Here is a 25,732-nt window from a genome sequence, read left to right as displayed (position 1 = left end):
ACCCCCTCCTTGATTCCGGCGGCGGAGCCTCCTCAGGCCCCGCCGCGTAGAGCGTCAATCGTTCATCTGCGAAGCGAGCGTCTGCTGCGCCTGGCTTAGGACTTGCTGCGCCGATTCCTTCTTCAGGATGCCTTGTTGCGTGGCATTGTTGATAGCATCGAGGAAGTTCTGCCCGAGCGTGCCAAACTGATAAGGAATGGCGCCCTTGAGGCCGTCCACGAAGCCCTTGTACGACGGATACTTCTTCAGAAACTCGCCCTGCTCGCTGGTGCGTGAGGGAATGGCGAGGCCCGAATCAGCCGTCATCTTGAGCGCCTCTTTGCCCGTCATGAAGAAGAGCAACTTCGCAGCGGCATCCGGGTTCTTCGTGTACTTCGACATCTCGTACGCCACCGTGAACAGCATGTTCGCATCGTGCCCGTTGAGCGACGGGAAGTCTGCAATGCCGTACTTCATCTTCGGCGCCGTCTGCTGCATGAACGGCACAATCCAAGCGCCCTCAAGGGCCATGGCCGCCTTGCCTTCCGCGAAGGGGACACCTGCCCAGGATCCGCCTTGGTCTTGCGGCGTCACGAAGTTGCCACTTTCCATTTCTTTCATAAACCACGTGAGACCCGCGACGTTCGCCTTATTGGTGAAGGTGGCCTGGTTCGTGGCCTTGTTGTAGTAGCTCCCGCCCATATCGACGATGAACGGATAATAGCGCGCCACGTCAATGGGCATGTCCAGCGGCACAATGCCCTTGGCCTTCAACTTCGCGGCGTCCTGATCAAACTGCGCAAACGTCTTCGGCGGCGACTGGATGCCCGCCTTGGCGAGAAGCGCCGGGTTGTACTCCAAGGCCATGGTGTTCATGTCCTTTGGCAAGCCGTAGATGTGACCCTGCCAGGTGAACGCGTCGAGCAGATTCTTCTGGAAGTCGGACAGATCGACGTGATCTTGCTTAATGAAGCTGTCGAGCGGCATGATAGCGCCCGAGGCCTCAAGCGTCGGCGCGTAGGACGAATCCACGTAGAAGATGTCAGGTGCGTCGTGCGCTGCGAGCATTGGCTGCAGCGCCTGCAGGTAGTTCCCCGTGATGACCTGAATGCTCACCTTGATGTTCGGATTTTCTTTCTCAAAGAGGGCGACCTGGCGTTCCACGAGCTGCTTCTCTGCCGGGCTCGATGCCCACATCCCCAGGGTCAGATGAATGGGCGCTGCCGACGCGCTGCCGACATTCGCCTGGCTGGACGGCACGCTCTGCGCCTGACCACATGCCGTCACCGCGCCCATCGCGACTACTGCCGCACCCGCGATTCCCATCAGCCGTTTTTTCATGTCCTTTCAACCTCCCGCGATTCGGTTTGACCCCGCTTGTCTCCTTCATCGAGTTCAGCGACCCGTCTTCAGCTGGCGGGCATCACCTCCTTCGCGCCGTCCATGACATCCACCCGCAGACCCGTGGTATTCTCCACCACATGGGCCAAGACACCCTCGTCCCGACGCGCGATCTCGACCGACAGCGTCCCGCGACCGATGCGGAGCCCGTGCACCTTCAACTCCTGCATACTCGCCGGCAATCGCGGGACCATCGTCAATGCTCCCCGCGGCGCGTCCGGACGGAGACCCAACAGGTTCTCCAGCACAATTGCCGGAACCGCCGCCGCCCACGCCTGAGGCGAGCACGAAACCGGGTACGGGACGGGTCGAGGGCTTTCCTCGCGGGAAAATCCACAGAACAGCTCCGGCAGCCGATGGTGCGGAAATTGCGCCTGCGCCCTCATGAGCCCCTCGAAGATCTGCTCGGCTTCCTCCCAGGCCCCGTGCCTCACGAGCCCGGCGAAGACGAGGCTGGTATCGTGTGGCCAGACCGACCCGTTGTGATAGCTCATCGGATTGTAACGGCGCTCCTTCGCAGAGAGCGTGCGAATACCAAAACCCGAGAACAAGTCTGGCTGCAGCAGGCGCTTTGCGACGCGCGCGGCAAGTTCGGACGGCAGGATGTCACTCCACAGCACTTGGCCCATGTTGGACGAGGCCACGGAAAGCGGGCGCTTGTTTCCATCGAGCGCCATCGCGATTTCATCCCGATCCTCCAGCCAGAAGTGCTGCAGGAAGCGGGATCGCAGCCCATCCGCGAGTCTCGCCAGCCGCTCTGCTTGTTCCGTTTCGCCGAGCTCGCGGTAAATGTCACGCCAAGCCAGATACGCCATGTGCGCATACGCCTGGACTTCCGCGAGCGCGATAGGGCCTTGCGCCAGGCTGCCGTCTGCGTGGACCATCGAGTCTCCTGAGTCCTTCCATCCCTGATTGGCGATCCCGCCCTCGGCCTCGCGCCAATACTCGATGAACCCGTCGCCGTCGCGATCGCCGTAGTCCGCCATCCAGGCAAGCGCGCGCTCCGCATGGGGAAGCATCCGCGCGAGGAACGGCGTGTCGCCCGTGAAGCGCCAGTAGTCCGCCAAGAGGATGAGAAAGAGCGGTGTGGCGTCGACGCTGCCGTAGTACGGGCGGAATGGAACCTTGCCGCTGCGCGCGAGTTCGCCGTCCCTGAGTTCGTGCAGAATCTTCCCAGGCTGCTCATCCCGCTCCGGATCGACACACGTGCCCTGAAAGTGAGCCAGCGTGGCGAGGGTGCCTCGCGCGACCTCCGGCGCCACACAAAGGATCTGGCGGGCGGCTATCAAGCTGTCCCTTCCAAACGGAACCGCATACCACGGGACGCCCGCCACGAGAAACGGCCCGAAGCCGAAGTCGGACTGAAGCATGCGAATGTCCCGCATGCCCTGCTCGTACCAACGTCGAAACGACTCGTTCCCCGAAAGCGACGGCGGCTGCTGAAGCCACCCATGCGCTGAGAGCCTCTCCGTCGACAGATATGCCGGTTCGGCCCCAGTTCCCTCGTCCGCGCCTCCACGCAGATGTCTGGAAACGTTTTCGGAAACAGACAAGCCGATCCCTGTTTCTCCTGTGCCCAGGCCTTCTTCACCTCCGCGCACCTCCGGTCGAACGGTGAGCGCCCACTCCGCGACACCTCCGGCTTCGACGACTATGCGCAACTCCGCCTTGCCTACGCCGGCCGACTCCAGCCACCGCGTGGGTGTCATCTCACCCTGGTGACTTGGATGCGCAGCGAGCTCGACGCGCGTCTCCCAAGTCCGCCCGTCCGAAGACGAATAGGAAAAACAGCAAACGTTTCCGGATGCGCGTGTGCGGATGGTTCTCGCGGGCGCCTCGACCTGGAACCCCCGAACTTCGAACATGTCCGCGAAGTCCGCCGCGACCTCGTAGATCACGGCGAGACGCACGGCGAGATCGCCAAAATTGCGCACGATACCGCTTTCTTGAAAACAATGCCCATCCACGCGCTGCCGGCGCTCCACCAGCAGGCTCTCGCGTGGAGGCTCGTGTTCCGCACGCGGAGGGCGATTGGTGTAACGGTATACCGATTCCGATCCGGATTCAGCCGTGGCGTCCAATGCCACCCACACGTCGGGCTCGATGCGCCACACCAGCGTGGAAAGTACGCGAGTGTCCCTCGTGTAAAGCCCGTGACCGGAAACGTTTTCAACCGCATGCGCGCTCAGGCCCTCTGCGTCTCCGTACCAAAACAGGTCGTTTTCTTTGATGACCCATCCCTGCATGATGCCTCTCCCCCAGTTGAAATGCTCAGGCCGTCTCGCGCACGACGAGTTGCGGCGGCAACAGCGTGCCGGATGGCATCTCGCCCTTCTGCAGCATATGGACGAGCATCTTCGCCGCTTCGCATCCCATCTCGTATCGCGGCTGTGCGACCGTTGTCAGCGCGGGCGTCACGAAACGAGCGAGGTCGATGTCATCAAACCCGACCACCGCGAGGTCGTCTGGAACGCGAATGCCCATCACCTTACAGTGTTGGATGCCTCCAATGGCCATGAGGTCGCTCGCAAAGAACACGCCGTCTACGTCCGGCGACTTGGCGAGCAGCTCGGCGAGGGCCCGCTGTCCCCCTTCGAGCGTGAAATCCCCGTAGACGACGAGGCGCTCGTCGAACGCGCCCACATATTGGCGCACAGCTTCCTCGAATCCCCTCAGCCGCTCGCGGCTCACCGCAGCGTGCGCAGCGCCGTTCACAAAACCGATGCGCTTGCAGCCCCGGGACACGAGATGCCTCACCGCGTAGCGCGCGCCGTTCACGTTGTCCGTCATCACATAGCCGCAGTGTCGACTGAGGAGCGGCAGGTCGATCACGACGCTCGGCAGCGTCGACTCGACAACTTCCTCGACGTACGGATCGTCCAGGCGAATGCCCATGACGATCACGCCGTCCAACCCTCGCGCCCGACAAAAGTCCACATAGCTGACCAGCTGCTGGCGAGCGGTATCCGTACTGACCAGCGTGACATCGTACCCGTACTCGGCGAGCGTGTCGTGTACGCCGACCAAAACATCGTAGAGAAAGTGGTGGCCGCCTTTGCGAAAATCGGACACCAGAAGCCCAATGTTCTGGCTCTTTCTGAGCACGAGGCTCCGAGCCACATGGCTCGGGCGATAGTTCAGTTGCTTGGCGACTTCAATGACGCGCTGGCGCGTCTCTTCCCCGACGTCTGCGGCGCCATTCAGCGCTCTCGACACCGTGGTAACCGAAACGCCTGCTGCGCGCGCCACGTCGCGAATGGTGACTTTCATGGCGGCAAACCCCTTTCGCGAGCCTCCGGCGCATCCGAAACGTTTTCGGCAACGCGACCCTGCCACTCGCGAGTCAGCATCAATATACTCGAAAACGTTTTGGAAACGCAAGAGGGAAGATCGCGTTCATGAGGTGGTGATTCCTTCAACCCGTGCCGTGTGCGCTCCACTTAGGACAGGATGTGCCGCGGCGGGAGGCGCCTCAGCGAGACGCGCAAGCGTCCCACCGCCGCACTTCGATGACCGATGCCGCATGGCGCAGACGGATCACAGGCTCGCGCGCAGGATGTTCAGCACGTCCTCCTTGCCGAGCTTGCGGAAGTGGCCGATTTCACCGAACCGCACCGCCTGCGCCGCCATGCGCTCCAGTTGACTGTCGCCGATGCCGTAGTCCGCCAAACGCTGCGGTGCGCCAATCTCCCTGTAGAATTCCCGCACCTTCTCGATGGCGATGTCGGCCAGCTCCTCGTCCGACTTGCCCGTCCCGTCGACCAAAAACACGTTTTTGGCGAGCGACGCGAATCGACTCGGATCGGTGCTCTTGACGTACTCCATCCAGTGCGGGAACAGGATGGCCAAGCCGCCGCCGTGAGGAATGTCGTAGATGGCGCTCACCTCGTGCTCCATCGCGTGGCAGGCCCAGTCGCCGACGATGCCCATCGAGATCATCCCGTTCAAGGCCATGGTGCTGCAGTACATGATGGTCTCGCGCGCGTCATAGTCGGTTGGGTTGTCCACCACGCGCTTCGCGTATTCCACGATGGTGCGCATGACAGCCTCGATCAGGTGCCTCTGCAAGGGCGCATGCGGCGTGGAATGAAAGTAATGCTCGAAGCAGTGCGCAAGCATGTCGCAGATGCCGTACACCGTCTGGTCGCGCGGCACGGTGAACGTATTTTCCGGATCGCAGAAGGAAAAGACCGGATACGTGTACGGCGAGCTTGCGCCTAGCTTCTCCTTTGTCTCCCAATTCGTGATGACGCCGCCTGCGTTCATTTCCGATCCGGTGGCCGCGAGCGTGAGAATGGTGCCGAGCGGCAGCGCACCCGTCGCCTGCGCCTTGCGCTGATAGATGTCCCAGACGTCTCCGTCAAATTTGACGCCCATCGCGATGGCCTTGCCGCAGTCAAGCACCGAACCGCCGCCTACGGCCAGGATGAGATCGATGTCGTTCTGCCGGCACATCTCGATGCCCTTGTACACGGTCGTCAGGCGTGGATTCGGCTCCACGCCCCCCAGCTCAAACACCGTGACGCCCGCGTTCTTCAGGATGTCCATCACCTTGTCGTACAGGCCAAATCGCTTGATGCTGCCCCCGCCGTAGAGTAGAAGTACGCGCCGCCCAATCTTCAGGACCTCGTCCGCCAGGTGCTTCTCAATCTGCCCCTTCCCATAGTAGAGCGTCGTCGGATTGTGAAAACGAAACGGCTCCATGCCAATCCCCCGTGTCACACACGATTTTTCAGTAGCTCATCCATTGTAAACAACTTCGACGCCGATGTCCAAAAGCGACGTTCTCGCTCGAACCGTCCCCGCATACACATGGGTTGTCCGCGACCGGAGGTGAGATTGTGACGTCCCCTGGACTCTTGACCGCCATCGCGAGCGCCATTGCGTATGCCCTGTCTTACGTGTGCCTCAGGAAGGGACAGGCGGATTCCTCGCCTCCTGACAGCGGGCTTCTTCCCGTGCTCGTCACCAGCCTTCTGTTGCTGATGGTCCTCTTGCCCGTCGGTCTTGCGTCACATCGCGCCTTGGGCTTCCCCACGCGCGGGCGAGCCCTCGGCTTCGCCTGCCTTTCGGGCGCGGTGAGCACCTATCTCGGCAGGCGCCTTTTGTACCTCGCCGTTCAGCGCCTCGGCGCCGTGCGCGGCGTGGTTCTCAAAGGTCTGAGCCCGGTAGCCACGGTGATCCTCGCGTACGCGTTCCTCGGCGATCCCGTCTCGTGGCGCGTGACCGCGAGCCTCGTCGGCGTTCTCGGGGCCATTGTGCTTTTGGTGCTCGAGAATCGCGCCCGTCCCACGCGAGATCGCGCCGTCTTCTCGTCAGGCGCCTTCATCGGCATTTCGGCAGCGGGGCTCCAAGGCGTAGGTCACGTGTTCCGGCGGATTTCCCTCGCGAGCGGCGCATCGCCAATGGGCTCGGCGTTCATCGACGTCGCCGTCGCCACCCTCGCCTGTGTCGCAAGCTTCGCCGTCGAAGGCAAGCTCGGGCTGCTCCTGCGCCACTACCGAAATCACCTGTCTCCCTGGCTGCTTGCGGCAGGCGCGTCCAGCGCGGCGGGCGTCCTCCTGTTTTTTGTCAGCGCAAGCCTCATCCCCATCAGCACCGTGGCGACGCTCGCCGCCTCGGAGCCCGTGTTTGTCGCCCTCCTTTCCTGGATCCTCGTCCCGCACCTCGAGCGACCGAGCCTGTACAGCGCGTCCGCCGCGTGCCTGGTCGGGTTCGCCACGATGATGCTCTCGCACACGCCCTAGTTGCCGACGGCGCCGCCTTCCCGTACACTTCAGGGCAGAAATGAGGCGGAATCAGATGACGGATGTCTTGGTGATTGGCGGCGGACCCGCGGGTTTGATGGCGGCCATTGCGGCGCGCGAAGCGGGTGCCCGCGTATTGCTTGTCGAAAAGGGCGACAGGCTGGGGCGCAAACTGGCCATCTCCGGCGGCGGGCGCTGCAACGTGACCAACGCGAAGCCCTTGCCCGAGTTGATGCAGCACGTTTTGGGAAACCCGAAGTTCCTGTATTCGTCGTTCCACCGTTTTGGCAACGAGGACATCATTCGCTTTTTTGAAGGGCTCGGGGTGAAACTGAAGGAAGAGGACCGCGGCCGCATGTTTCCCGTGTCCGACGACGCCCGCACGGTCGTGCGCGCCGTCGTGCGGCATATGGAGCGCCTCGACGTCGAGGTTCGGCTCCAAACGCCCGTCGCGCGCATCCTTACGCAAGAGCGGCAATTTGTCGGCGTGGAGACCGAGCGCGGCGAGGTGATGTCCGCGGCGGCGTGTGTCATCGCCACAGGCGGAGCGAGTGTCCCGCAGACCGGCTCGACCGGCGACGGCTACCGATTCGCGGCGTCTGTGGGCCACACTGTCGTGCCGCCGTACCCGACCGCCGTGCCCATCACGTCGGATCATCCGTGGATTCGCCGTCGAGAGCTTCAAGGGCTGTCGCTCTACGGCATCGAGCTATCCATCTTTCGAGGCGACAAGCGCTTGACGGTGGAACCTGGCGATCTCGTCTTCACCCACTTTGGGCTGAGCGGTCCGGCGGCGCTGCGCGCGAGCCACTATGTGACGGTGTCCCTGCGGGACAAGCCGGAGGCGAAGCTCACGGCTTCCATCGATGTGCGGCCTGACTACACCTTTGAGGACTGGATGGCGCTCCTTAAGTCCGCGCGCGAGCGCCACCCCAAACGGAGGCTGCGCACGGAACTTGAGAGACACGTGCCGGATCGCCTCGCGGCGTTCATCTTGCATGAGGCCCAGGTTGACGGAGAAGTGCCGATGGCTCAAGCCTCGCACGCGTCGCTGACGAGGGTCTCGCGCGCGCTGAAGCGGCTCGTCATCCCTGTGACGGGGACGCTTCCGCTTGAGAAGGCCACCGTGACGGGAGGCGGCGTGAGCGTGAAAGAAATTGATCCAAAGACCATGCAGTCGAAGCTATGCGCCGGACTTTACTTCGCGGGCGAGGTGATGGACGTTCACGCGCACACGGGCGGATACAACATCACCATCGCGTTTTCCACGGGGCACACGGCAGGAAGCGAAGCGGCGCGCTATGCGCTCGCGCACGCCTGGGCAGAGCAGGTCTGAGGTCCCTAGAACGCGCGCAGGGCACAGGTCTCCCTGTGCCCTGCGCTTTGCCCCGAGCTCAAAGGAATCAGATCTGTTCGTCGCGCACCGACGCACCGTATTCGCCGTCGAGCGCTCGGGCATAACGTCCATAGGACGGATTGCCATGGCGAGAGGCACTGCCGACTTTTTCGCCGCGGCGCATCGCGCGGCTCGCTTCAGCGCTCATCACCGGGCCGGACGCTTCATCGCCCCGGCCAATCGACTTTCGCCGCGATGTCATGCCACCTTCGCCTCCTTGCCGCTCGGAGCTATGCTTACTGTGCGCGTCGGCGTCTTTTCCATGCGTGCAAATTGAGGAAGGAGACCTGCGCCATGCACATCATTCTCGCGTCGGGATCGCCGAGAAGGCGAGAGCTGTTGGGCATGCTCGGCGTGGCCTTTTCCGTGCGGCCGAGCCAGGCCGACGAGACCATCGCCTTGGGCACGCCGCCGCAGGAAGCTGTGGTAACGCTCGCCCAACGAAAGGCAGAGGCCGTGTGGGCGCAGCTCGACGAGGCCGAGCGGCGGGACGCCGTCGTCGTGGCGGCGGACACCGTCGTCGCCATCGATGGAGACATCCTGGGAAAGCCGCGCGATGCCCATCAGGCCCTCACCATGCTGAAACGCCTCCGCGGGCGGACACACCTCGTCTACACGGGCGTATGCGTTCGCACGGCTTTTGCGGAAGAGGTCGCGTTCGCCGAGACACAGGTGCGCATGCGGCCTCGAGACGACGCGTGGTTGCGGCGATACGTGGCCACGGGCGAGCCGATGGACAAGGCGGGCGCGTACGCCATCCAAGGGTACGGAAGTCTGCTCGTCGAGTCCATCGCAGGCGACTACTACAACGTCGTCGGCCTGCCGCTCGGACTGTTGGACGAGGTGTTCAACCGATTGGGTCTGCAGTTGACCTCGCTCGAACCTTCTGTCTAAGCGGTAGCTCTGCGGAAGTCGAGCGCTGTGCGATGATCCGCCGCCCGTGAGCGCACGAGGAGGGTTGACAGATTCGCTACGCGCGCGCGAGCGCGCTTGCGTCGAGCGCCGAAAGTGAGCGGTGTCCCGACAGGGCCATCGTGAGATCGAAGTCCGCGAGGAGATACCGCAGGACGGTCTCCACGCCGCACTCGCCGTCGACCGCGAGGCCATACGCGTACAGCCGGCCTACGAGCACGGCGGTCGCACCGAGCGCGAGCGCCTTCACGACGTCGGATCCGCGCCGCACACCGCCGTCCATGAGGACTACCTTCTCGCGGCCGACGCGTTCCCGGATGGCCACCAGCGCGTCCAGCGATGCCACGGCTCCGTCCACTTGCCGGCCGCCGTGGTTCGAGACGATGATGCCGTCGGCTCCCCGGCGGAACGCCTCCTCAGCGTCGTCGGGATGAAGAATTCCCTTCAGGAGGAGGGGAAGATCTGTCTCCTCGCGCAGCCAATCGAGATCGTCCCACGTGAGCCCTGGATTCCCGAAGATCTGCGTCCAGAGGAGGATGGCGCCCGCCAGATCTTCCTCGGGAGACCGGCGCAGCTTCGCGCGAAATGCCGGATCGGAGACATAGTTGCCGAGTCCTTCGCCGAGCAAGAAAGGCAGGTAGGCGCGCTCGAGATCCCGCTCCCGCCAGGCCATCATGGGCGTGTCGAGCGTGACGACGAGCGCCTTGCACCCGGCAGCCTCGGCCCGGCGAACGAAGCTCTGGGCAACGTCGCGGTCCTTCGACCAGTAAAGCTGAAACCAGAGCGTCGCGCCAGGCGCCTTTTCGGCGATGGTCTCAAGCGACATGGTCGACGCCGAACTGACGATGTAGGGCAGGCCCAGCTTCGCGGCGCCCCGGGCAGCCGCCACCTCCCCATCGGCGTGCAGAATGGACTGCACGCCGATGGGCGCGAGGAGCACGGGATACGGCAGCCGCTCGCCGAAGAGTTCGAGGGACAGATCTCGATCCGACACGTCGCGGAACACGCGAGGCACAATCCGCCACTTGTCGAACGCCTCCTCGTTCGCGCGCATCGTCTCACCCCGCCCCGACGCGCCCGCGAGATACCAGAACGCCTCTGGCGACAACACCTCCCGCGCCCGCGCCATCCAGTCCTCCACCGAGATGCAAAGCGTTTCTCCCCGGTATTGGCCCGTTAGGCGCATCTGGTAAATCTGAAACTGCGCTTCGTTGCCGATGTTCATCCGCTTCACTCCTCAGGGCGATGCGACCTTCCGCTTCCTGCGTTCCTCCTCCTGCAGCACGCGCCAGAGGATTTTGCCGCTGCCGGACATCGGCAAGCTATCGACGAACTCGATCTCGCGCGGGCACTTGTACGCCGCCATCTGCTCGTGCGCCCAGGCGATGATGTCCTCCGCCGTCACCGCGCCCTTGTAATCCTGCTTGAGGATGATGAACGCCTTCACCGTCTCTCCCCGCCGCAGGTCTGGGACACCCACGACGCACGCCTGCTCCACCGCCGGATGCTTGTAGAGGATGGACTCCACCTCGGTGGGCCACACCTTGAATCCAGACGCGTTGATCATCCGCTTGATGCGGTCCACGATGAAGAAGTAGCCTTCCTCGTCGTACCGGCCGAGATCGCCCGTGCGGAAGAACCGCTTCCCGTCCATCTCGACGAACGCCTTCTCGTTTTCCTCCGGGCGGTTCCAGTAGCCTAGGAAGACCTGCGGGCCGGAGACCAGGATTTCGCCCTCCTCACCCGGGCCGAGCTCCGCGAGCGTCTCCGGATCCACGATGCGGGCATCCACGTCAAAGAGCGGGACGCCGGCGCACTGGAGCTTGGCGCGATCCGGCGGGTTGGTGTGCGTCTGCGCGATGGTCTCGGACAAGCCGTAGCCCTCGACGTAGTCGAGGCCGGTGAGCGCCTTGAGCCGCTCGCCCACCGCCTTTGGCAGCGCGGCGCCTCCGCCGCCCACCACCATCAGGGAGGACAGGTCGTACGACTCGATGCGCGGGTTGGCGAGGAAGTCCACGACCATGGTGGCGATGTTGGTCCAATGGGTCACGCGCAGCTTTTCAATCAGCTCCGCCGCCGTCTCGCGGTCCCAGCGCGTGAGAATCGCGAACGTGTTGCCGCAGTAGACGGGTGCATTCATGCTGTGCTCCATGCCGGTGACGTGGAAGAAGGGCAGGGTTGAGAGCGCCACACCATCCGGCGTCACGCCGTTCCAGACCACGGAACAGACGATGTTGGCCTGCACGGTGCGATGCGTGTGCATGCAGCCCTTTGGCACGCCGGTGGTGCCGGACGTGTAGGGAATGACGGCGAGATCGTCCGCGGACACCTCGCTCGGCCGCGGGGCAAGCCCGGATGTAAGCGCTTGTGACCATGGCACCAGCGCAGGGTGATCGAGAGCCACGGCGGGCGCCGCGACCACGTCGGGCACGCGGTGCGCTGGCTCGGGCGGCAGGGCGTCGTGGTAACAGGCGACGATGGCCTTGTCGATGGCGCCGGTTTCCACGAGCGGTCGGACGCGATCGACGAGCTCCTGGCCGACGATGGCGACGCGCGCGCCGGAGTCCTCGAAGTAGAAGGGGAGCTCGTTCGCCACGAGCATCGGGTTCAGGGGCACGACGACGGCGTCGGCGCGCAGAATGGCGTAATAAGCCACGACGAACTGCGGCGAATTCTGCATGTAGAGCGCGACGCGATCGCCCCGCTTCACGCCGAGGACCTGTTGGAGATAACCGGCGAGCGCCTCGACCTCCGCGTGAAGCTCCCGAAAGGAAATCTCGCGGCCGTAGTAATAGATGGCGGTCTTGTCCGGATAGCGGCGAGCGGACACGGCGAGGTTGTCGTGAATGGGCATGCGGGGCACCGTCAGCGTTCGTGGAACACGTTTCGGCCAATACGCATAGTGGCGCGTGAACATCCAAATCCCTCCTTCAAACGTAAACCTGCGATTCAGCGTCAGTCTTGCATCACGCGCTGGATGGCCTCGACGACGCGCGTCACGCTGGGAAGCCAGGCGTCCTCGAGCGCGGCTGGCGGATACGGCGTGTCGAGCCCGGCCACCCGCTCGATGGGAGCCCGCAGGTGGTAAAACGCCAAGTCCATGATGGAGGCGGCCATTTCGGCGCCGAGCCCGGCATATCGCACCGCCTCGTGGACGATGACGGCGCGCCCGGTCTTCTCCACCGACGCTTTGAGGACGGATCGGTCGAGCGGCGCGAGCGTGCGCAGGTCGATGACCTCGCACGAAATCCCCTGCGATGCCACCTGCACCGCGGCCGATTCCGCCACCGGCACGGTCGGCCCCCAGGCGACGAGCGTGACGTCCGAGCCCTCGCGGCGGACGGCGGCACGGCCGAGAGGCACCTCGTAGTCTCCCTCCGGCACCTCTTCACGGAAGGCGCGATAGAGCCTGATGGGTTCCAGGAAGATGACGGGATCGGGCGAGCGGATGGCGCTGAGCAAAAGGCCCTTGGCGTCATATGGCCGGCTCGGCGTCACGACGACGAGCCCCGGCGTGTGGGCGAAGAGCGCCTCCAGGCTGTCCGAGTGCAGCTCCGGCGTGCGCACGCCACCGCCGTACGGCGCGCGAATGACCGCGGGTGCCGTGAACCGCCCCTGGGTGCGGAAGCGGATGCGCGCGAGCTGCGCCGCAATTTGATCCATGGCCTCGTAGGCAAAGCCGAGAAACTGGATCTCCGCGACGGGCTTCATGCCCGCCATGGCGAGGCCGACTGCCGTTCCCACGATGGCCTTCTCCGCGAGCGGCGTGTCGACGACGCGGGCTTCGCCGAATTCGGCCTGCAGCCCGTCCGTCGCGCGGAAGACGCCCCCGTTTTTCCCCACATCCTCGCCGAAGACGAGAACGCGCGGATCGTCGCGAAGAGCAATGGCCAGCGCATCCCGAATGGCCTCGATCATCGTCCACTTGGGCATGTCAGCGCGCCTCCTTTCCGCGCTCGGCGAGATCGAGCGCGAGACCCTCGGGGACTTCGGCGTAGACGTGGCGCGCGGCCTCCGCGAGGGGCTTGTGCGGGTACGCTTCCATCTCGGCCACCGCCTGGCGCACGCGCGCCTCGGCCTCCTCTTCACACGCGGCCTGCCGCGCATCGTCCCAGAGCCCCTGGCGCGTGAGCCAGAGCCTGAGCCTCACGAGCGGGTCCTTTGCCGCCGCCCATCGCTCGACATCGGCGGCCTCCCGGTATCTTCCGGGATCGTCCGCCGTCGTGTGCGGGCCCAAGCGATACGTGACCGCCTCGATGAGCGTCGGGCCCTCCCCGCGGCGCGCGCGATCGACGGCGTAGCGCATGGCCTGGTACACGGCAAAGACGTCGTTCCCGTCCACCCGGATCCCTTCCACGCCGTAGGCGATGGCCTTCTGCGCAATCGTGGGCGACGCCGTCTGCCGCTCGACAGGCACACTGATGGCGTACTGATTGTTCTGGCAGAAGAACACGACGGGCAAACGCATGACGGCGGCGAAGTTCATTCCCTCGTGAAAGTCCCCCTCCGACGTCGCGCCGTCGCCGAAGTACGCGACGGCGATGTCGTCCGTCTGCTGCAACTCGCAGGCCCACCCTGCGCCCACCGCGTGCAAGATCTGTGCGGCGATGGCGATCTGCACGGGCGCCATACGGAGACCGTCCGGCATGCGGCCTGAGTCAGGATGGCCGCGGCTCTTGAGCAGGGCGTGCACAGGCTCCAGCCCGTGGTACATCATGCCGGCGAGCTCGCGGTACGTGGGAAACACCCAATCGCTCGGGCGAAGCACGGCAAAACTGGCTATCTGCGCCGCCTCCTGGCCGCGAAACGGCGCGTAGGTCCCGAGCCGTCCCTGGCGCTGGAGAAGTTGCGCGCGCTCGTCGAATTTTCGGCAGAAGATCATGAAAGGGTACCACTCGAGGGCGAGATCGGCCGCATTGTCCGGCAACGACCCGACCACCTCGCCCGCCTCGTTCAGCACCTGATCCGGTTTTGTGTCGCCCGTGAACCGGTACACCTGCACGTCATCCACCCCGATTTCGCCGCTTATAGCTCTCAGCGCGGCTGCGCCACGATGCCGTTGTGCGTCTTGATCCAGCCATGGCGAAGAATGTTGAATCCGTTTTCATAAAGGTACAGCCCCATCTGATCGACAGTCATCAGTTCTCGATACGTGTAGTTCATCGCTTCCGCCATCACGTGGTAGAACAGCTTGGTCCTCCACCCAAGCCTCGGCGTGGTCAGAATGGCGTAACCGCCCGGCCGCAGGAACTTCCGGTGCCATTCGATGCATTCCGGTTTGTACTCGTCCGGAAAGTGCTCCAAAAGCCCCACGCTCAGCACGATGTCGAATTCGCGCTCAAACGGCAGCTTGCGGATGTCCTCGACCAGGTACGTCAGTTTCATCTCGCTCCGATACCACGGGCGCGCCGATCCCGTCGCCGGATCATACCCGAGAAACGGGTAATCCTCCGGAAACTCCCCAAAGCGATGGTCGCGACAGAAGGCATCGTAATCCACCATCACGGCCTCGCCACCGGGATACATGGCGTACAGCTGCATCGCCTCGTAACCCTCCGCCGCCCCGAGGAACAGAATGCGGGGACGCTTCACGTCAAGCCCGCGAAACAGCGCGCGCTTCCCGCGCGGGTCCCAGATGGTGTCGGTGACGCGGTGCGCCAGGTTCCACAGCGTGACCTGCTGCAGTTCCTGAAAAACCGAGGCGATCTCGTCCGCCCGAAGCGAAGCGACGCTCTTCAGCATGCGGCGCATGGCGGCCCGCTGCGCGGCTGGCCCGTCCTTCACGAACCAGCTGTGGAACGACCGGTTGAACATCTCCCAACTCGTCTTGACCGGCATCGTGTCGCCGTGCTGTTCTTCCCAGAGCCGTTTGCCAGATGCGTAGTTCTCGACGCGAACGGGCTTGCCGACGTCCTTCCAGCGGACGAGGGACCAGTCGCGAATCGGGCGCTCGACGATGAACCGATCCAGCTCCTCGAGGCGCGGCGCGCGAAGATCGTAGCGAAACTGCGGCCCTAGGCGCGTTTCCCCCACGCGCACGGGGTGTTCGGCGCCTAGCAGCGCGCGGCTCTGATCCGCGTCGGCGCCCGTCAGCTTTGACGGCACCTCCACATCGGCCACCCCCTGGTTTCAGAGATAAAACGCAATTTCGAAACCTTTCATAGGAACATGTTCGACGCGCATCTCACAAAATCCTATGCGCCCGCGCTACGAATCCGCACCTTCTCCCGCATATGGCCCGGGCCAATCCGCCGCGCCTGTGGCGGATTGGCCCGTGCACGTCATCGCCTGCGGGAGAGCACTTGCTCCGCAGCGTAATCCAGCGCCTGGCTGAGATCGTCAATGAGATCCCCGATGTGCTCGATGCCCACCGACAGCCGCAGCAGCCTGTCGGTGACGCCCACCTTCTCCCGAATTTCCTCCGGAATGTCGGCATGAGTCTGCCGAGTGGGATACGTGATGAGCGTCTCGACGCCACCCAGACTCTCCGCGAATGTGACGAGCTTCAAATGCTCGAGGATGAACGGCACCATCCGCGCGTCCAGCACCTCGAACGACACCATGCCCCCGAAGCCGGACGCCTGCTTCGAGCAGATGGACTTCCCCGGGTGCGTATCGAGGCCGGGATAGTAGACCTTCACGATGTCGTCGCGCGCGTCGAGCCATGCCGCAATGGCGCTCGCGTTCATGGCGCACCGCTCCATGCGGATGGCGAGCGTCTTCATGCCGCGCATGAGCAGCCACGCGTCCTGCGGCCCGAGCACGGCGCCGATGGAGTTCTGGACGAAGTACAGCCGCTCGGCGATCTCGGCCGATTTCGCCACGACGAGGCCGGCGAGCACGTCGTTGTGTCCGCCCAGAAACTTCGTGGCCGAGTGAACCACGATATCCGCGCCCAGCTCAATGGGACGCTGGAAATAGGGCGTCATGAACGTGTTGTCCACGATGGTCAAAAGACCGCGCCGGCGCGCAAACAGGCTCGCGGCCGCGATGTCCGTCATTTGCATGGTCGGATTGGTGGGCGTTTCGATGAAGAGCGCCCGCGTGGTATCGCGCAGGGCGGCCTCCACCTCCTCGAGGTGGCCCGTGTGCACATACGTGGCCTCGATGCCGAGCGGGCGAAAGATGTGCTCAAGCACGCGATAGGTGCCGCCGTACAGATCGCTCGAGACGATGACGTGATCGCCCGGGGAGAACAGCGAAAAGACGGCGTGGACTGCGGCCATGCCGGAGGAGAAGGCGAATCCGCGCACGCCACCCTCCAACTCGGCGATGGCGTCCTCGAGGACTTTGCGAGTCGGATTGAGCGTCCGCGTGTAATCGAATCCGGTGCTTTGGCCGAGCGCCGGATGAGCGTATGTCGTCGAGTGATAAATTGGGGCAGACACGGCTCCCGTCCTGGGATCCTGGCGATTCCCAATTTGGGCCAGCTTTGATTCGATCTTCAACGTGGTCGGCTCCCTTCGTGCGCTCAAATCACAAGCGATAGACAAAATGTACAGACGCGCAGGGCGAGCGTCAAGGACGCGCGCGACCGTTCGCGTCGCTTCACGCGCCCGGCGCACCTTTACGCGAAGAGCCCGGATGCGCGCAATTCGTCGCGAAGCGCGGGAAGGCGCCGGCATTCGGCTTCGACCGCAGCCCGCACCTCGTCCCAGGCCGCCCCGCGCCCGGCATCCATCAGACCCGCGCGCAGGACCGCGAGCCACTGGCACACCCGCCGATACGCATCGCGGCCCCGAAGGCCGATGGCTTCGAGGGCGACCCGGGCGACGAGCCGGACAAGCCTCTCAGCGTCTTGCGCGGCGAGCGCGGCCATCACGCGTTCCAAACCGGGCCCCGGCGACCACATCTCTGCGCCCTGAAGCCCCACCTCGAACGCGCGCCACGCGTCCGCCACGAGTCCCTCATGAAGGAGCAAGCCGCAGGCAGAGGCAAGGTGTCGCTGGTTCAGCAGCCGGTTCGCGCACTGGATGACCGCATCATGGCGAATCTCGTCCGGCACGCGCGCGAGCCAGCACTCGCGCCTCTCGTCTGTCGGATCGCACAGGAACGCTTCGCGCAGGCACGACATGGCGTCATCCGACTTACCCTGGCGATCCATCACGTGCGCGAGCATCTGCCACACGTCGGCCGACGGCCGCGTCCCTGCGATCCTCTTGAGGCTCGATTCCGCAATCCCCCAGTCCTCAGCATCCATGGCGGCCCGCGCCAGGCGCATGTCCCCATCGCGGTCAGACACGGGCCGCATGCGCGCGATCTCGTCGGCCGCGGCGAGATCGCCCATCTGGAGCGCAAAGGCTATTATCTCGCGCCAATTCTCCTCGATCCGCGTGGCCAGCGACACCGGAATCCTGGGCACGTGCGGCACGCAGCCTTCTAGGCCGGGCGGACGGGGGAAATCATCGACGGCAATCACCCGCTCGCAGGCGGCGCGCAGATGGCGCGTGTCGAACCACCCGCCCTGCAGCGCGGATAGCGCGTCGAGTGCATCTTCGGCACAGGTCGCTTCGGAGAGTCTCGCAAGCGACCATGTGCGCCATTCGCCCATCGCCGCCTCCCCGAGGCCGGAAAGCCGCTTGACCGCCGCCGCGAGTGGGGCGCCAAGCGAGCGGAGGAGCTCCCTGTGGGAAAGCTCGTACTCGCCCGGGACGTCGTCGCTCAAGCGCGCCACGAGCCGGCGGAAATCGTAGACCGCATAGGGCGCGAGCTCCGCAGGCGTTTCACCCGCGAGGGCGTCCGCGAAGGCTTGAATCAGCCTTCGTGCGCTCTCCCAGCCCGCGCCGGTGTACGTGACGGTGACGGGAGGCGGCGCGTCCCGCTCCACAGCGACGGCCGCATCGCCTTGCGCGATTTGGTCGGCGGCAAGAAGCAGCGCTCGCGCCTCCTGGTGAAGATGGGAGAGCGACGGTTCATCTGCCCAGCGGACGGGCGCCGTTTGCACGAAGCGCATGGCGCGAAGGAGGAGCGAGACGTCGGGGCGCAACGCCATGACATCGGCGACATAGGCCGGCACTTCACCGTCTCCGATGGAGCCGAGGCACGCGTCGAGATCGAGCGGTTGCCCTCCTCGAATCCCGTCGAGCCGCGTCTCGCGGGCGACGTGCAGCGCGACGGCGACCCAGTGTTTGCACGGCCCGCCGTATGGACACGAGCAACGGCTCTGCTCGACATCTTCGATGTGCAAAAAGACGCGATAGTCTGCCGAGCCGCGCACGACAGCGCGGATAGCGCCGTCGTGCAGCGACCAGGAGACCACGCGCCCGGTTTCCGCGTATTCCACGCCGCGATAGAACACGTACTCCGGGAGAACATCCTGCCACCCAACGGGTGACGTGAGCTCTCTCAGCGCCTTGCGCCACTTTGAGACTTTGTGCACCTCGCCACCTCCGTTTCGCGAGCGCCGCCTCGAAGCGCCCGTCACAGCTTCCGAAGGCGCCTCGCGTACATATACGAGGCCACCAACGCGATGAAAACCCACAGGCACACGGGAACCAGCATGGCGACCTCGAGCATCCCGTGTCCGGCTGGCAACACCCACGCCAACAGGATGATCAACATCCCGGCGGGGACGCCCAGTTGGCCGCAGAGGCGGTACGTCCAAGTCCAGACGCGGTGGCCTCCCACCGCAGCGTGGCCCTGTGAAGCATATGAGCAAGGTCCGCCGCGTACATCAGAGAAACGCAGACCACCACCACGCCGCCAATGTACCGATATGTCGACCAAAAGGAAGCATCGAGCTTCGAGTTCCGCCTCCACCACCGATACGCGTACCAAAGGAGCATGATGCCCAACAACACAGCAGGTCCATCAAAGACGACCCAAAATCGCGAGCGCGGCGTATCATTCGACTGCAGATAACTTTGGGATATCAGCGGGCAGATGCGGGTACGCCAAGCAGCCAAACGCCAACGCCATGGCTCATGCCGCCCAGCCCTACCACGGCACCGCTTGCGGTTTACGCTTCCCCGTCACGGTCATCACTCCCAAAGTGTTCAAGAAGCCAGGCCAGCCACACCTGCAACACGGTGGTGTTGAGCCGGTAGACGATGTGCGTTCCCTCGCGCCGGTCCACCACCAGATCTGCGTGTTTCAATACGCTGAGATGACGGCTGATTGTGGGCTGCGCATGGGGAAAGTGGTCCGCAATCTCCCCGGCCGTCTTCGGCCCTGTCTTCAACAGTTCAAGAATCCTCCGCCTCGTCCCATCCGACATGGCTTTGAATACGCGCTCATTCACCTTTACCACCACAATCCTCGCACGACTTCTTGATTCATTTTATAGCCATATAGCTAAATACACAATATGCTGAGGCACAAAACCAGCGCCCATTCGTTCACGATCTTCCACATATTTCTTCCCTCGCCGTTCAGCGATCGTAGAGGCCCTTGCCCTCCAGGATCATGGGAATGCATTTCTCGATGCGGGCTGCCCGCGTCTTTGACTGCTTGGGCGCCGAAAAGTGCAGGAGGTACGCCCGCCGCCTGCCAGGTGTCAGCGACTCGAACGCCTGCCGCAACTCCGGCATCTCATCGAACTTGCGCAACAGTTCCTCCGGCATCGGCGGCTCCGGCGCCTCGCGGGGTGGCGCCGCTTTGCCCCCGCGCTCGATCTCGACCGCCTGCTGGATGTAGTCGCGAATGGCGTCCTCGCGCGCCTTCACCTCATCCGCGCTTCGAAACCGCATCTGGCGCCCCACCTGCGTGTGCTCGCCCGGCTTCTCCAACAAGCCGTGGCGATCCTCCAACATGCCTCCCTTGAAAAAGTTGAGCGCGCAGTAGTCCTTGAAGGCGCTCATGATAATCACATTCCGACCCTGATAGGTATAACAAGGCTGCCGCCATTTCACTTCCTCGGCGAGCCCGCAGCTTTGCAGAATGGCGCGAAGCGCCTTTAATGCGTCCTCCCATCGGTGGACCTTGCAGTCCGGCGTGCCGCCAAAGCGACAGCGCATGCAACCCTGTTCGAGGTACAAGTCGACTTCTGGGTTGGAATGCGCCTCATGTGCACGCTCAAGCTCCAATCGGCCTGTCAAGTCCCTTTCACCGCCTGTCTCGCTTCTTCTCAGCCGACTATAGCACAGAATGGCGCCCGCCGGCGCGAACCGGGTGACCCCCATGCCGATACGATTCCCCGCGCCTATCCTCCAATCTTTTGGAACCGCCCCACGGCTCGGCAGGAATTTTCACACTCCGCGCAAAAGATCCTTCTCAGATGGCCGACCCACCCTCAGGTTCACACCACGAAGGAGCGTGAAACTCGTGATACAACTCCCGCGCCCGAATCCCGAACAACTCTTCCACACCCCCACCATCTTCGGGCTAGCGGTCTCGAAGGACGAGACCCGGATCGCCGTCGCCACCAATTTCTCCGGCCGCTACGACGCCTGGGGCATCGATCTCGATTGCCCCTTCCCCTACCGGCTGACGAACGAAGGCCAGGTGCCCTACGCGATGCACTTCGACCCCCAAGGCCGCTACGTGCTCGTCGCGTTCGATCACGACGGAGATGAGAACGCCCAACTCTACCTCATCCCGCCCCGCGGCGGCGAAACGCAGCCGCTTTGCACCCACGAGGGCCGCCGCTTCATGTTCTGCACGACGTCCAAGGACGGAAACCGCATCTACTACTCGTCGGACAAGGACAATCCCACGTATTTGTGCGGCTACGTGTTCGACCTCGAGTCCGGGGAGGAGCGAAAGCTCTACGAGGGCGAGGGCGGCCCTACCGTTTTGGCGGCCGTGAGCGATGACGAGTCCATGTGGGTGACCGCGACGGCCTTCGCAAACACGTACCAGATCGCCCACCTCCACCGCGGCGGCGAACGCGTGAGCCTGACGCCGGATCCCGGGACTCCGCACATCGTCGAGTCCATCGAATTCGCGGGTCATCTCGTGGTCTTCGCCACGGACTATCAAGCGGACGAACTCTATCTCGCCTCGTTTGATCCGCAAACCGGTTCGTTCCAGCGCATCTGGACACCAGAAAAGGGAAGCGTCACGCACGTGGCCGTGCACGAGGACAGCCAGACCGCGTACGCCGCCGTGATGCGCGGCGTGATCGACCAACTGTACCGAGTGGACCTGCGCACCGGTTCTGCAGAGAAGCTGACGGCGCCTTGCGACGTCGTCGGGCAAATCAAGGTTGGGGACAGCGGCCGCCTGTATCTTCTCGGCGGAAGCGACAACGAGCCCGGAAATGTGTGGATGCTCGACCTGGACGGCACCTGGCGTCCGCTCACGCGGGTGCGCCCCATGGGCTTTTCCCCGGACGACTTGGTGCGGGCCGACGTGGTCCACTTCCCGTCTTTTGACGGCCTGACCCTCGAAGCGCTGCTCTTCCGCCCAAAGCCCGAGGTTGCGAATGGCTACACCATCGTTTGGCCACATGGCGGGCCGCAGGCCGCCGAGCGCAAAGGCTTCCGGAAACTGTTTCAGTACTGGCTCCTCTTCGGGTACCAGGTGTTCGCGCCGAATTTCCGCGGCAGCACGGGGTACGGCAGCCGCTTCATGAAGATGGTGGAGCGCGACTGGGGCGAAGGGCCGCGCAAGGACATGATTGCAAGCATCGAGTGGCTCGTCGCGCAGGGCCTCGCAGACCGCGACAAGCTTTTCTTGGTCGGAGGCAGCTACGGCGGCTATATGACGCTTCTTTTGCATGGCCGGCATGCGGACTACTTCCGCGCCTGCGTCGACCTCTTCGGGCCGAGCAATCTCGTCACTTTTGCGCAATCGGTTCCGGACTTCTGGAAGCCCATCATGAAGATGTGGCTGGGCGACCCGGACGATCCGGCGGATCGCGAGCGGCTGATCAAGGACTCGCCCATCACGTATCTGGACGGCATGACGAAGCCCATGCTCGTCATCCAAGGCGCGAACGACCCGCGCGTCGTCAAGGCGGAATCAGATCAGATTGTGCAGGCCCTGCGGGAGAAAGGGCGAGAGGTGGAATATATCGTGTTTCCGGACGAGGGCCACGGATTTATGAAGCTGGAGAACGAGATTGAAGCCTACCGGCGGACCATCGCGTTTCTCGATCGGCACCGCCAAGCCTCGGCGCCGTGAGGGCGATCACGGCCCTGCTCCTCGCCGTCGGCCTCGTCGCCATCTCGTTCTCCGCCATTTTCATCGCGTGGTCGACGGCGCCGGCGGGCGTCATTGGCATGTACCGGCTGTGGATGGCTGCCGTCCTGCTCGTGCCCGCCGTGTGGCGGGAACGGCCGCCAGCGCAGTCCGTTCGGCGGATGTCGGGATGGCTCGCGGCGAGCGGGGTATTGCTCGGCCTTCACTTTCTGTTTTGGATTGAGTCGCTGAAGCTGACGAGCGTCGCCTCGTCGCTCATCATTCTGGCGCTCGAACCGGTGTTTGTGTGGATGGGCGAGTGGCTGTGGCGCCGGGCGCCCGCGGCGTGGGTCGATCTCGCCAGCATGGCGGTGGCCATCGCTGGCGCCGCCCTCGCCGCAGCGGCAAGCGCCGGAGTCACCCGCACCGGTGCCCTGGGCGACCTGATGTCGCTCCTCGGGACCCTCGCCGTCTCGGGCTACGTCCTCGTCGGCGCACGGGCCCGGATGGAGATCCCCGCGTGGACGTACAACGCATCGGCTTTTGTCGTCGGCGGTGCGGTGCTTGCCCTGGCCAACGCATGCCTGGGCGCGCCGTTTTGGGGCTACAGCGCCCACAACTGGCTCTTATTCGCAGCGCTTGCCGTTGTCTCGACCATTCTCGGCCACGGCATCTTCAACGCGCTCCTGCACCGCGTGCCGCCGACGGCCATCGCCATGACCGTCGTGGGGGAACCGGTGGTCGGTTCCATCCTCGCAGCGTTGCTTCTGCACCAGCCCATCTCGCCGCTCGAGGGGCTCGGCGGCGCCATCTGCCTCACCGGCGTAGGCGCTTATCTCTGGCGATCAGCGCGCCAAGGCGAGGATGAAACAAATCCACCCGGCCAGGAAGCAGAGGCCGCCGATGGGCGTGATGGCCCCGAGCACCTTGACGCCAGACACGCTGAGGGCGTACAGGCTGCCCGAGAACAGCACAATCCCCAAGGCGAACAGCCACCCCGCCGCGGACAATAGGCGAGAATCGGGATGAAGCCGGAGCAGGATGCCTACGGCGATGAGCGCCAGCGCGTGATACATCTGGTACTGATCGCCCGTGTGGTAGACGGACATCATCTCGGCAGACAGCTTGTCCCCCAACACGTGCGCGCCAAACGCGCCAAGCGCGACGGCGAGAAATGCGAACACGCCTCCCCAAATCGCAAACGCCATGGTGCTTCCTCCTCACATCGCAGGCGGGCGCCGGTGATGGGTCGCCTGCTCGTAGTCGTACGCCAACTGGCACAGCCGGACGTCGCTGTACGCGGTGCTGGTGAGCGTCAGTCCCACCGGCTTGCCCTCCTGCGTGTACCCGGCGGGCACGGTAATGGACGGATACCCCGCCTTCGCCGCAATGGAACAACCGTAGTAGTTCACAAACGCAAGCGCGTCCAACCGGTGCTCCGCGAGCACGCGGTCGATGCCTTCCTGGCGCGACTTGCGCAGATCGCGAAGCCGCGCGCGGATATACGCGCCGTCCGCGAGGTGCAGGTGGCTCTGCGCCCGCGCCCGCTCGAAAATCGCCTGGCCGTATCGGAGGGCGCGATCGGCGTGGCGGGCATTGAACGCCATCACATCGGCGAGCGAATGGACGGGCAGCCATGGCTCCACAGTGGCGAGATACCGATCCAGCGCCGGCGGAAACTCCGCGACGAGCACGTCGTAATCGAAGCTGTCCTTCGCGAGGTCGCACTCGATCACGTCCGCCCCAAGCTCGCGCAGCTCGGAGAGCGCCTCATGGAAGACCGAGCGCTCGTCCTCTGGAACGTCCTCCAGATACGCCTGCGGCACGCCAATCCGCGCGCCTCGGAGCGCGCCGCGGCGAAGGTGAAGCCACGCCTCGCGCGCCGGCCAGCGCACGCCCTGCGTCGCCACGTCCCGCGGGTCCGGGCCGGCGATGACGGACATCAAAAGCGCCGCATCGGCGACGGTACGCGCCATCGGCCCCGCCGTATCCTGGCTCATCGCGATGGGGATGATGCCGCGCCGGCTGACCATGCCGAGCGTCGGCTTCAACCCCACGAGGCTGTTGGCGCTCGACGGGCTCAGGATGGAGCCGCTCGTCTCCGTGCCGATGGCCGCGGGGGCAAAGCCCGCCGCTACCCCCGCGCCGGACCCTGAACTCGAGCCGCCGACATCGAATTTTCCAGGTCCGTATGGATTCAGCGTCTGCCCGCCGCGCGAGGAATACCCGTTCGGCATATGATCGCTTAGGAAGTTCGCCCATTCCGTGAGATTCGCCTTGCCGATGATCACGGCGCCCGCCGCGCGAAGCCGGCGCACCACTTCCGCGTCCTCCTTGGCCCGGTGCCCCTCGAGCGCCACCGATCCAGCTGTCGTCTGCATGGCATCGGCCGTGTCGAGGTTATCCTTCACGAGGATGGGCACCCCGTGCAGCGGGCCCCGCAAAAACCCGGTGCGGCGTTCCCGGTCCCGCGCCTCGGCCTCCAACAGGGCCTCGGGGTTCACCTCGATCACGGCGCGAATCCCCATCCCGTCCACGTTGTGCGCGGCCATTTGCTCGAGATGCCGCGCCACAGCGTCGAACGAGGACACCTCGCCTTGTCGAATGGCCATGGCCCACTCGACGAGCGTTCCTGTCATGACGTCCATCCAGCCGTCCCCCATCCCTTCGTGTCTCACGGCTATTGTGCCACAGTCCATGCGCCCTTGTCTCGACGCCCAGAGCGGCGATCCAATTCACCCATGCAGGAAAGCGCCCTTCGATGGGAGGTTGCGAAAGGAAATGAACTGCCATCGTCGAACATACACCGGGAGATCCAGACCTCCTGACGCCTGGATGATCAGCCGGTCACGGGGGTGAGCGCCGTGATTCTCCACCTGCTCATGCTGGCCGCGCGCGATTCCGTGCTTCTCATTCTCGATGTATTCGCCGCGTGCCTACTGGCGTTCTTCGCTTTTTCGGGTGTCGTCGAGGGGCCGTTCTCGTTCCTCGCAAACGGACTCGTGTTCGTCGCAGCAGCCGCCATTCCCGAGCTGATGGGACTCTCGTGCCTGTGGCTGATGAAGTCGGGGTATGCGCTGTCCGTTTCCATCGTGGCGGAGATTGTGGTCCTGATTCTGGCGGCCTTCGTGGGACAGGCAGGACTTCAGGCGAATGGCGTACGTAAAAAGCACAGGCCCCGAGACGAAGAATAGGTGGAGGAGCGGGCAGGAGGAGCAGACGCGGGCGGCCTCGG

Annotated in this window: 22 protein-coding genes and 1 pseudogene; 6 read left to right on the top strand and 17 right to left on the bottom strand. The window is 64.3% G+C overall.

The features are described from left to right. Positions 1-54: 54 nt before the first annotated feature. From TC41_RS04245 to TC41_RS04230, 4 genes are all read right to left on the bottom strand, one after another. Entirely contained in the window at positions 55-1,320 is a 1,266-nt protein-coding gene (locus TC41_RS04245; RefSeq protein ID WP_014463776.1) for an ABC transporter substrate-binding protein, read from the bottom strand. 68 nt (positions 1,321-1,388) lie between these two features. Next, the gene (locus tag TC41_RS04240) at positions 1,389-3,626 is read right to left on the bottom strand and encodes an amylo-alpha-1,6-glucosidase (protein ID WP_014463775.1); all 2,238 of its coding nucleotides are present in this window, start codon (positions 3,624-3,626) and stop codon (positions 1,389-1,391) included. A gap of 25 nt (positions 3,627-3,651) precedes the next feature. After that, a complete protein-coding gene (locus TC41_RS04235; RefSeq protein ID WP_014463774.1) occupies positions 3,652-4,650 on the bottom strand; it encodes a LacI family DNA-binding transcriptional regulator in 999 nt (332 codons plus the stop codon). Positions 4,651-4,917: 267 nt separating this feature from the next. Continuing rightward, positions 4,918-6,084, bottom strand: a complete 1,167-nt coding sequence (locus TC41_RS04230; RefSeq protein ID WP_014463773.1) for an iron-containing alcohol dehydrogenase — start codon at positions 6,082-6,084, stop codon at positions 4,918-4,920. A 113-nt stretch (positions 6,085-6,197) separates the two neighbouring features. On the opposite strand from TC41_RS04230, the gene TC41_RS04225 reads away from it, so the two are divergent. Both TC41_RS04225 and TC41_RS04220 read left to right on the top strand, forming a co-directional pair. Continuing rightward, positions 6,198-7,127, top strand: a complete 930-nt coding sequence (locus TC41_RS04225; RefSeq protein ID WP_014463772.1) for an EamA family transporter — start codon at positions 6,198-6,200, stop codon at positions 7,125-7,127. A 55-nt stretch (positions 7,128-7,182) separates the two neighbouring features. Next, positions 7,183-8,463: a BaiN/RdsA family NAD(P)/FAD-dependent oxidoreductase gene (locus TC41_RS04220; protein ID WP_041695024.1), complete on the top strand. Its 1,281-nt coding sequence runs from the start codon at positions 7,183-7,185 to the stop codon at positions 8,461-8,463. 67 nt (positions 8,464-8,530) lie between these two features. On the opposite strand, the gene TC41_RS04215 is transcribed toward TC41_RS04220, so the two are convergent. After that, positions 8,531-8,725: a hypothetical protein gene (locus TC41_RS04215; protein ID WP_008336644.1), complete on the bottom strand. Its 195-nt coding sequence runs from the start codon at positions 8,723-8,725 to the stop codon at positions 8,531-8,533. A 92-nt stretch (positions 8,726-8,817) separates the two neighbouring features. Here TC41_RS04215 and TC41_RS04210 point away from each other — a divergent pair, with 92 nt between their 5' ends. Further along, a complete protein-coding gene (locus tag TC41_RS04210; protein WP_014463770.1) occupies positions 8,818-9,417 on the top strand; it encodes a Maf family protein in 600 nt (199 codons plus the stop codon). A 76-nt stretch (positions 9,418-9,493) separates the two neighbouring features. Here the strand turns inward: TC41_RS04210 and TC41_RS04205 are convergent, their stop codons facing one another. The 10 genes from TC41_RS04205 to TC41_RS04160 all read right to left on the bottom strand — a co-directional run bounded on the left by TC41_RS04205 (position 9,494) and on the right by TC41_RS04160 (position 20,390). Continuing rightward, positions 9,494-10,660 (bottom strand): alpha-hydroxy-acid oxidizing protein, encoded by a 1,167-nt coding sequence (locus TC41_RS04205; RefSeq protein WP_041695023.1) that lies wholly within the window; start codon positions 10,658-10,660, stop codon positions 9,494-9,496. A gap of 12 nt (positions 10,661-10,672) precedes the next feature. Continuing rightward, positions 10,673-12,352: a long-chain fatty acid--CoA ligase gene (locus TC41_RS04200; RefSeq protein ID WP_014463768.1), complete on the bottom strand. Its 1,680-nt coding sequence runs from the start codon at positions 12,350-12,352 to the stop codon at positions 10,673-10,675. Positions 12,353-12,390: 38 nt separating this feature from the next. Next, entirely contained in the window at positions 12,391-13,368 is a 978-nt protein-coding gene (locus TC41_RS04195; RefSeq protein ID WP_014463767.1) for an alpha-ketoacid dehydrogenase subunit beta, read from the bottom strand. 1 nt (position 13,369) lies between these two features. Beyond that, positions 13,370-14,437 (bottom strand): pyruvate dehydrogenase (acetyl-transferring) E1 component subunit alpha, encoded by a 1,068-nt coding sequence (gene pdhA / locus TC41_RS04190; protein ID WP_041695022.1) that lies wholly within the window; start codon positions 14,435-14,437, stop codon positions 13,370-13,372. A 32-nt stretch (positions 14,438-14,469) separates the two neighbouring features. Then, positions 14,470-15,546, bottom strand: a complete 1,077-nt coding sequence (locus tag TC41_RS04185; RefSeq protein WP_237700028.1) for a class I SAM-dependent methyltransferase — start codon at positions 15,544-15,546, stop codon at positions 14,470-14,472. A 170-nt stretch (positions 15,547-15,716) separates the two neighbouring features. After that, positions 15,717-16,883 (bottom strand): trans-sulfuration enzyme family protein, encoded by a 1,167-nt coding sequence (locus tag TC41_RS04180; RefSeq protein ID WP_014463764.1) that lies wholly within the window; start codon positions 16,881-16,883, stop codon positions 15,717-15,719. Positions 16,884-17,002: 119 nt separating this feature from the next. Beyond that, positions 17,003-18,814 (bottom strand): SWIM zinc finger family protein, encoded by a 1,812-nt coding sequence (locus tag TC41_RS04175; RefSeq protein ID WP_148260122.1) that lies wholly within the window; start codon positions 18,812-18,814, stop codon positions 17,003-17,005. 41 nt (positions 18,815-18,855) lie between these two features. Then, on the bottom strand, positions 18,856-19,062 hold the full coding sequence (locus TC41_RS16150) for a hypothetical protein (protein WP_148260121.1): 207 nt from the start codon (positions 19,060-19,062) through the stop codon (positions 18,856-18,858). Positions 19,063-19,393: 331 nt separating this feature from the next. Beyond that, positions 19,394-19,684, bottom strand: a complete 291-nt coding sequence (locus TC41_RS04165) for an autorepressor SdpR family transcription factor (protein WP_374952862.1) — start codon at positions 19,682-19,684, stop codon at positions 19,394-19,396. 121 nt (positions 19,685-19,805) lie between these two features. Then, positions 19,806-20,390: a YdeI/OmpD-associated family protein gene (locus tag TC41_RS04160; RefSeq protein WP_049784408.1), complete on the bottom strand. Its 585-nt coding sequence runs from the start codon at positions 20,388-20,390 to the stop codon at positions 19,806-19,808. A gap of 307 nt (positions 20,391-20,697) precedes the next feature. Between TC41_RS04160 and TC41_RS04155 the strand changes: the two genes are divergently transcribed. Beyond that, positions 20,698-22,500 (top strand): S9 family peptidase, encoded by a 1,803-nt coding sequence (locus TC41_RS04155; protein WP_041695020.1) that lies wholly within the window; start codon positions 20,698-20,700, stop codon positions 22,498-22,500. Then, a pseudogene (locus TC41_RS04150) lies at positions 22,497-23,312 on the top strand (DMT family transporter); the annotation flags it as partial. The gene TC41_RS04155 and the pseudogene TC41_RS04150, both read left to right, overlap by 4 nt. A 30-nt stretch (positions 23,313-23,342) precedes the next feature. Here TC41_RS04150 and TC41_RS15655 read toward each other — a convergent pair. Further along, positions 23,343-23,705 (bottom strand): DUF423 domain-containing protein, encoded by a 363-nt coding sequence (locus TC41_RS15655; protein ID WP_081462243.1) that lies wholly within the window; start codon positions 23,703-23,705, stop codon positions 23,343-23,345. A 12-nt stretch (positions 23,706-23,717) separates the two neighbouring features. Beyond that, positions 23,718-25,145 (bottom strand): amidase family protein, encoded by a 1,428-nt coding sequence (locus TC41_RS04145; RefSeq protein ID WP_148260246.1) that lies wholly within the window; start codon positions 25,143-25,145, stop codon positions 23,718-23,720. Between the two features lie 216 nt (positions 25,146-25,361). Between TC41_RS04145 and TC41_RS04140 the strand changes: the two genes are divergently transcribed. Further along, positions 25,362-25,691 carry a hypothetical protein gene (locus TC41_RS04140; protein ID WP_148260245.1) on the top strand — a complete coding sequence of 110 codons (330 nt, stop codon included), beginning with the start codon at positions 25,362-25,364 and terminating at the stop codon, positions 25,689-25,691. Positions 25,692-25,732 lie beyond the last annotated feature (41 nt).

Source organism: Alicyclobacillus acidocaldarius subsp. acidocaldarius Tc-4-1 (assembly GCF_000219875.1).
Lineage (GTDB): Bacteria > Bacillota > Bacilli > Alicyclobacillales > Alicyclobacillaceae > Alicyclobacillus > Alicyclobacillus acidocaldarius_A.
Note: the sequence above shows the minus strand (reverse complement) of the source record. Positions and strands in the feature narration are given on the sequence as shown.

Excerpts from the sequence above, each read along its gene's own strand:
- TC41_RS04160 (WP_049784408.1), bottom strand. The coding sequence starts at position 20,390 with ATGCGCTGTCGCTTTGGCGGCACGCCGGACTGCAAGGTCCACCGATGG.
- TC41_RS04205 (WP_041695023.1), bottom strand. The coding sequence starts at position 10,660 with ATGAACATCGGCAACGAAGCGCAGTTTCAGATTTACCAGATGCGCCTA.
- TC41_RS04215 (WP_008336644.1), bottom strand. The coding sequence starts at position 8,725 with ATGACATCGCGGCGAAAGTCGATTGGCCGGGGCGATGAAGCGTCCGGC.
- TC41_RS04230 (WP_014463773.1), bottom strand. The coding sequence starts at position 6,084 with ATGGAGCCGTTTCGTTTTCACAATCCGACGACGCTCTACTATGGGAAG.
- TC41_RS15655 (WP_081462243.1), bottom strand. The coding sequence starts at position 23,705 with ATGGCGTTTGCGATTTGGGGAGGCGTGTTCGCATTTCTCGCCGTCGCG.
- TC41_RS04210 (WP_014463770.1), top strand. The coding sequence starts at position 8,818 with ATGCACATCATTCTCGCGTCGGGATCGCCGAGAAGGCGAGAGCTGTTG.
- TC41_RS04245 (WP_014463776.1), bottom strand. The coding sequence starts at position 1,320 with ATGAAAAAACGGCTGATGGGAATCGCGGGTGCGGCAGTAGTCGCGATG.
- TC41_RS04145 (WP_148260246.1), bottom strand. The coding sequence starts at position 25,145 with ATGGACGTCATGACAGGAACGCTCGTCGAGTGGGCCATGGCCATTCGA.
- TC41_RS04240 (WP_014463775.1), bottom strand. The coding sequence starts at position 3,626 with ATGCAGGGATGGGTCATCAAAGAAAACGACCTGTTTTGGTACGGAGAC.
- TC41_RS04200 (WP_014463768.1), bottom strand. The coding sequence starts at position 12,352 with ATGTTCACGCGCCACTATGCGTATTGGCCGAAACGTGTTCCACGAACG.
- TC41_RS04220 (WP_041695024.1), top strand. The coding sequence starts at position 7,183 with ATGACGGATGTCTTGGTGATTGGCGGCGGACCCGCGGGTTTGATGGCG.
- TC41_RS04195 (WP_014463767.1), bottom strand. The coding sequence starts at position 13,368 with ATGCCCAAGTGGACGATGATCGAGGCCATTCGGGATGCGCTGGCCATT.
- TC41_RS04235 (WP_014463774.1), bottom strand. The coding sequence starts at position 4,650 with ATGAAAGTCACCATTCGCGACGTGGCGCGCGCAGCAGGCGTTTCGGTT.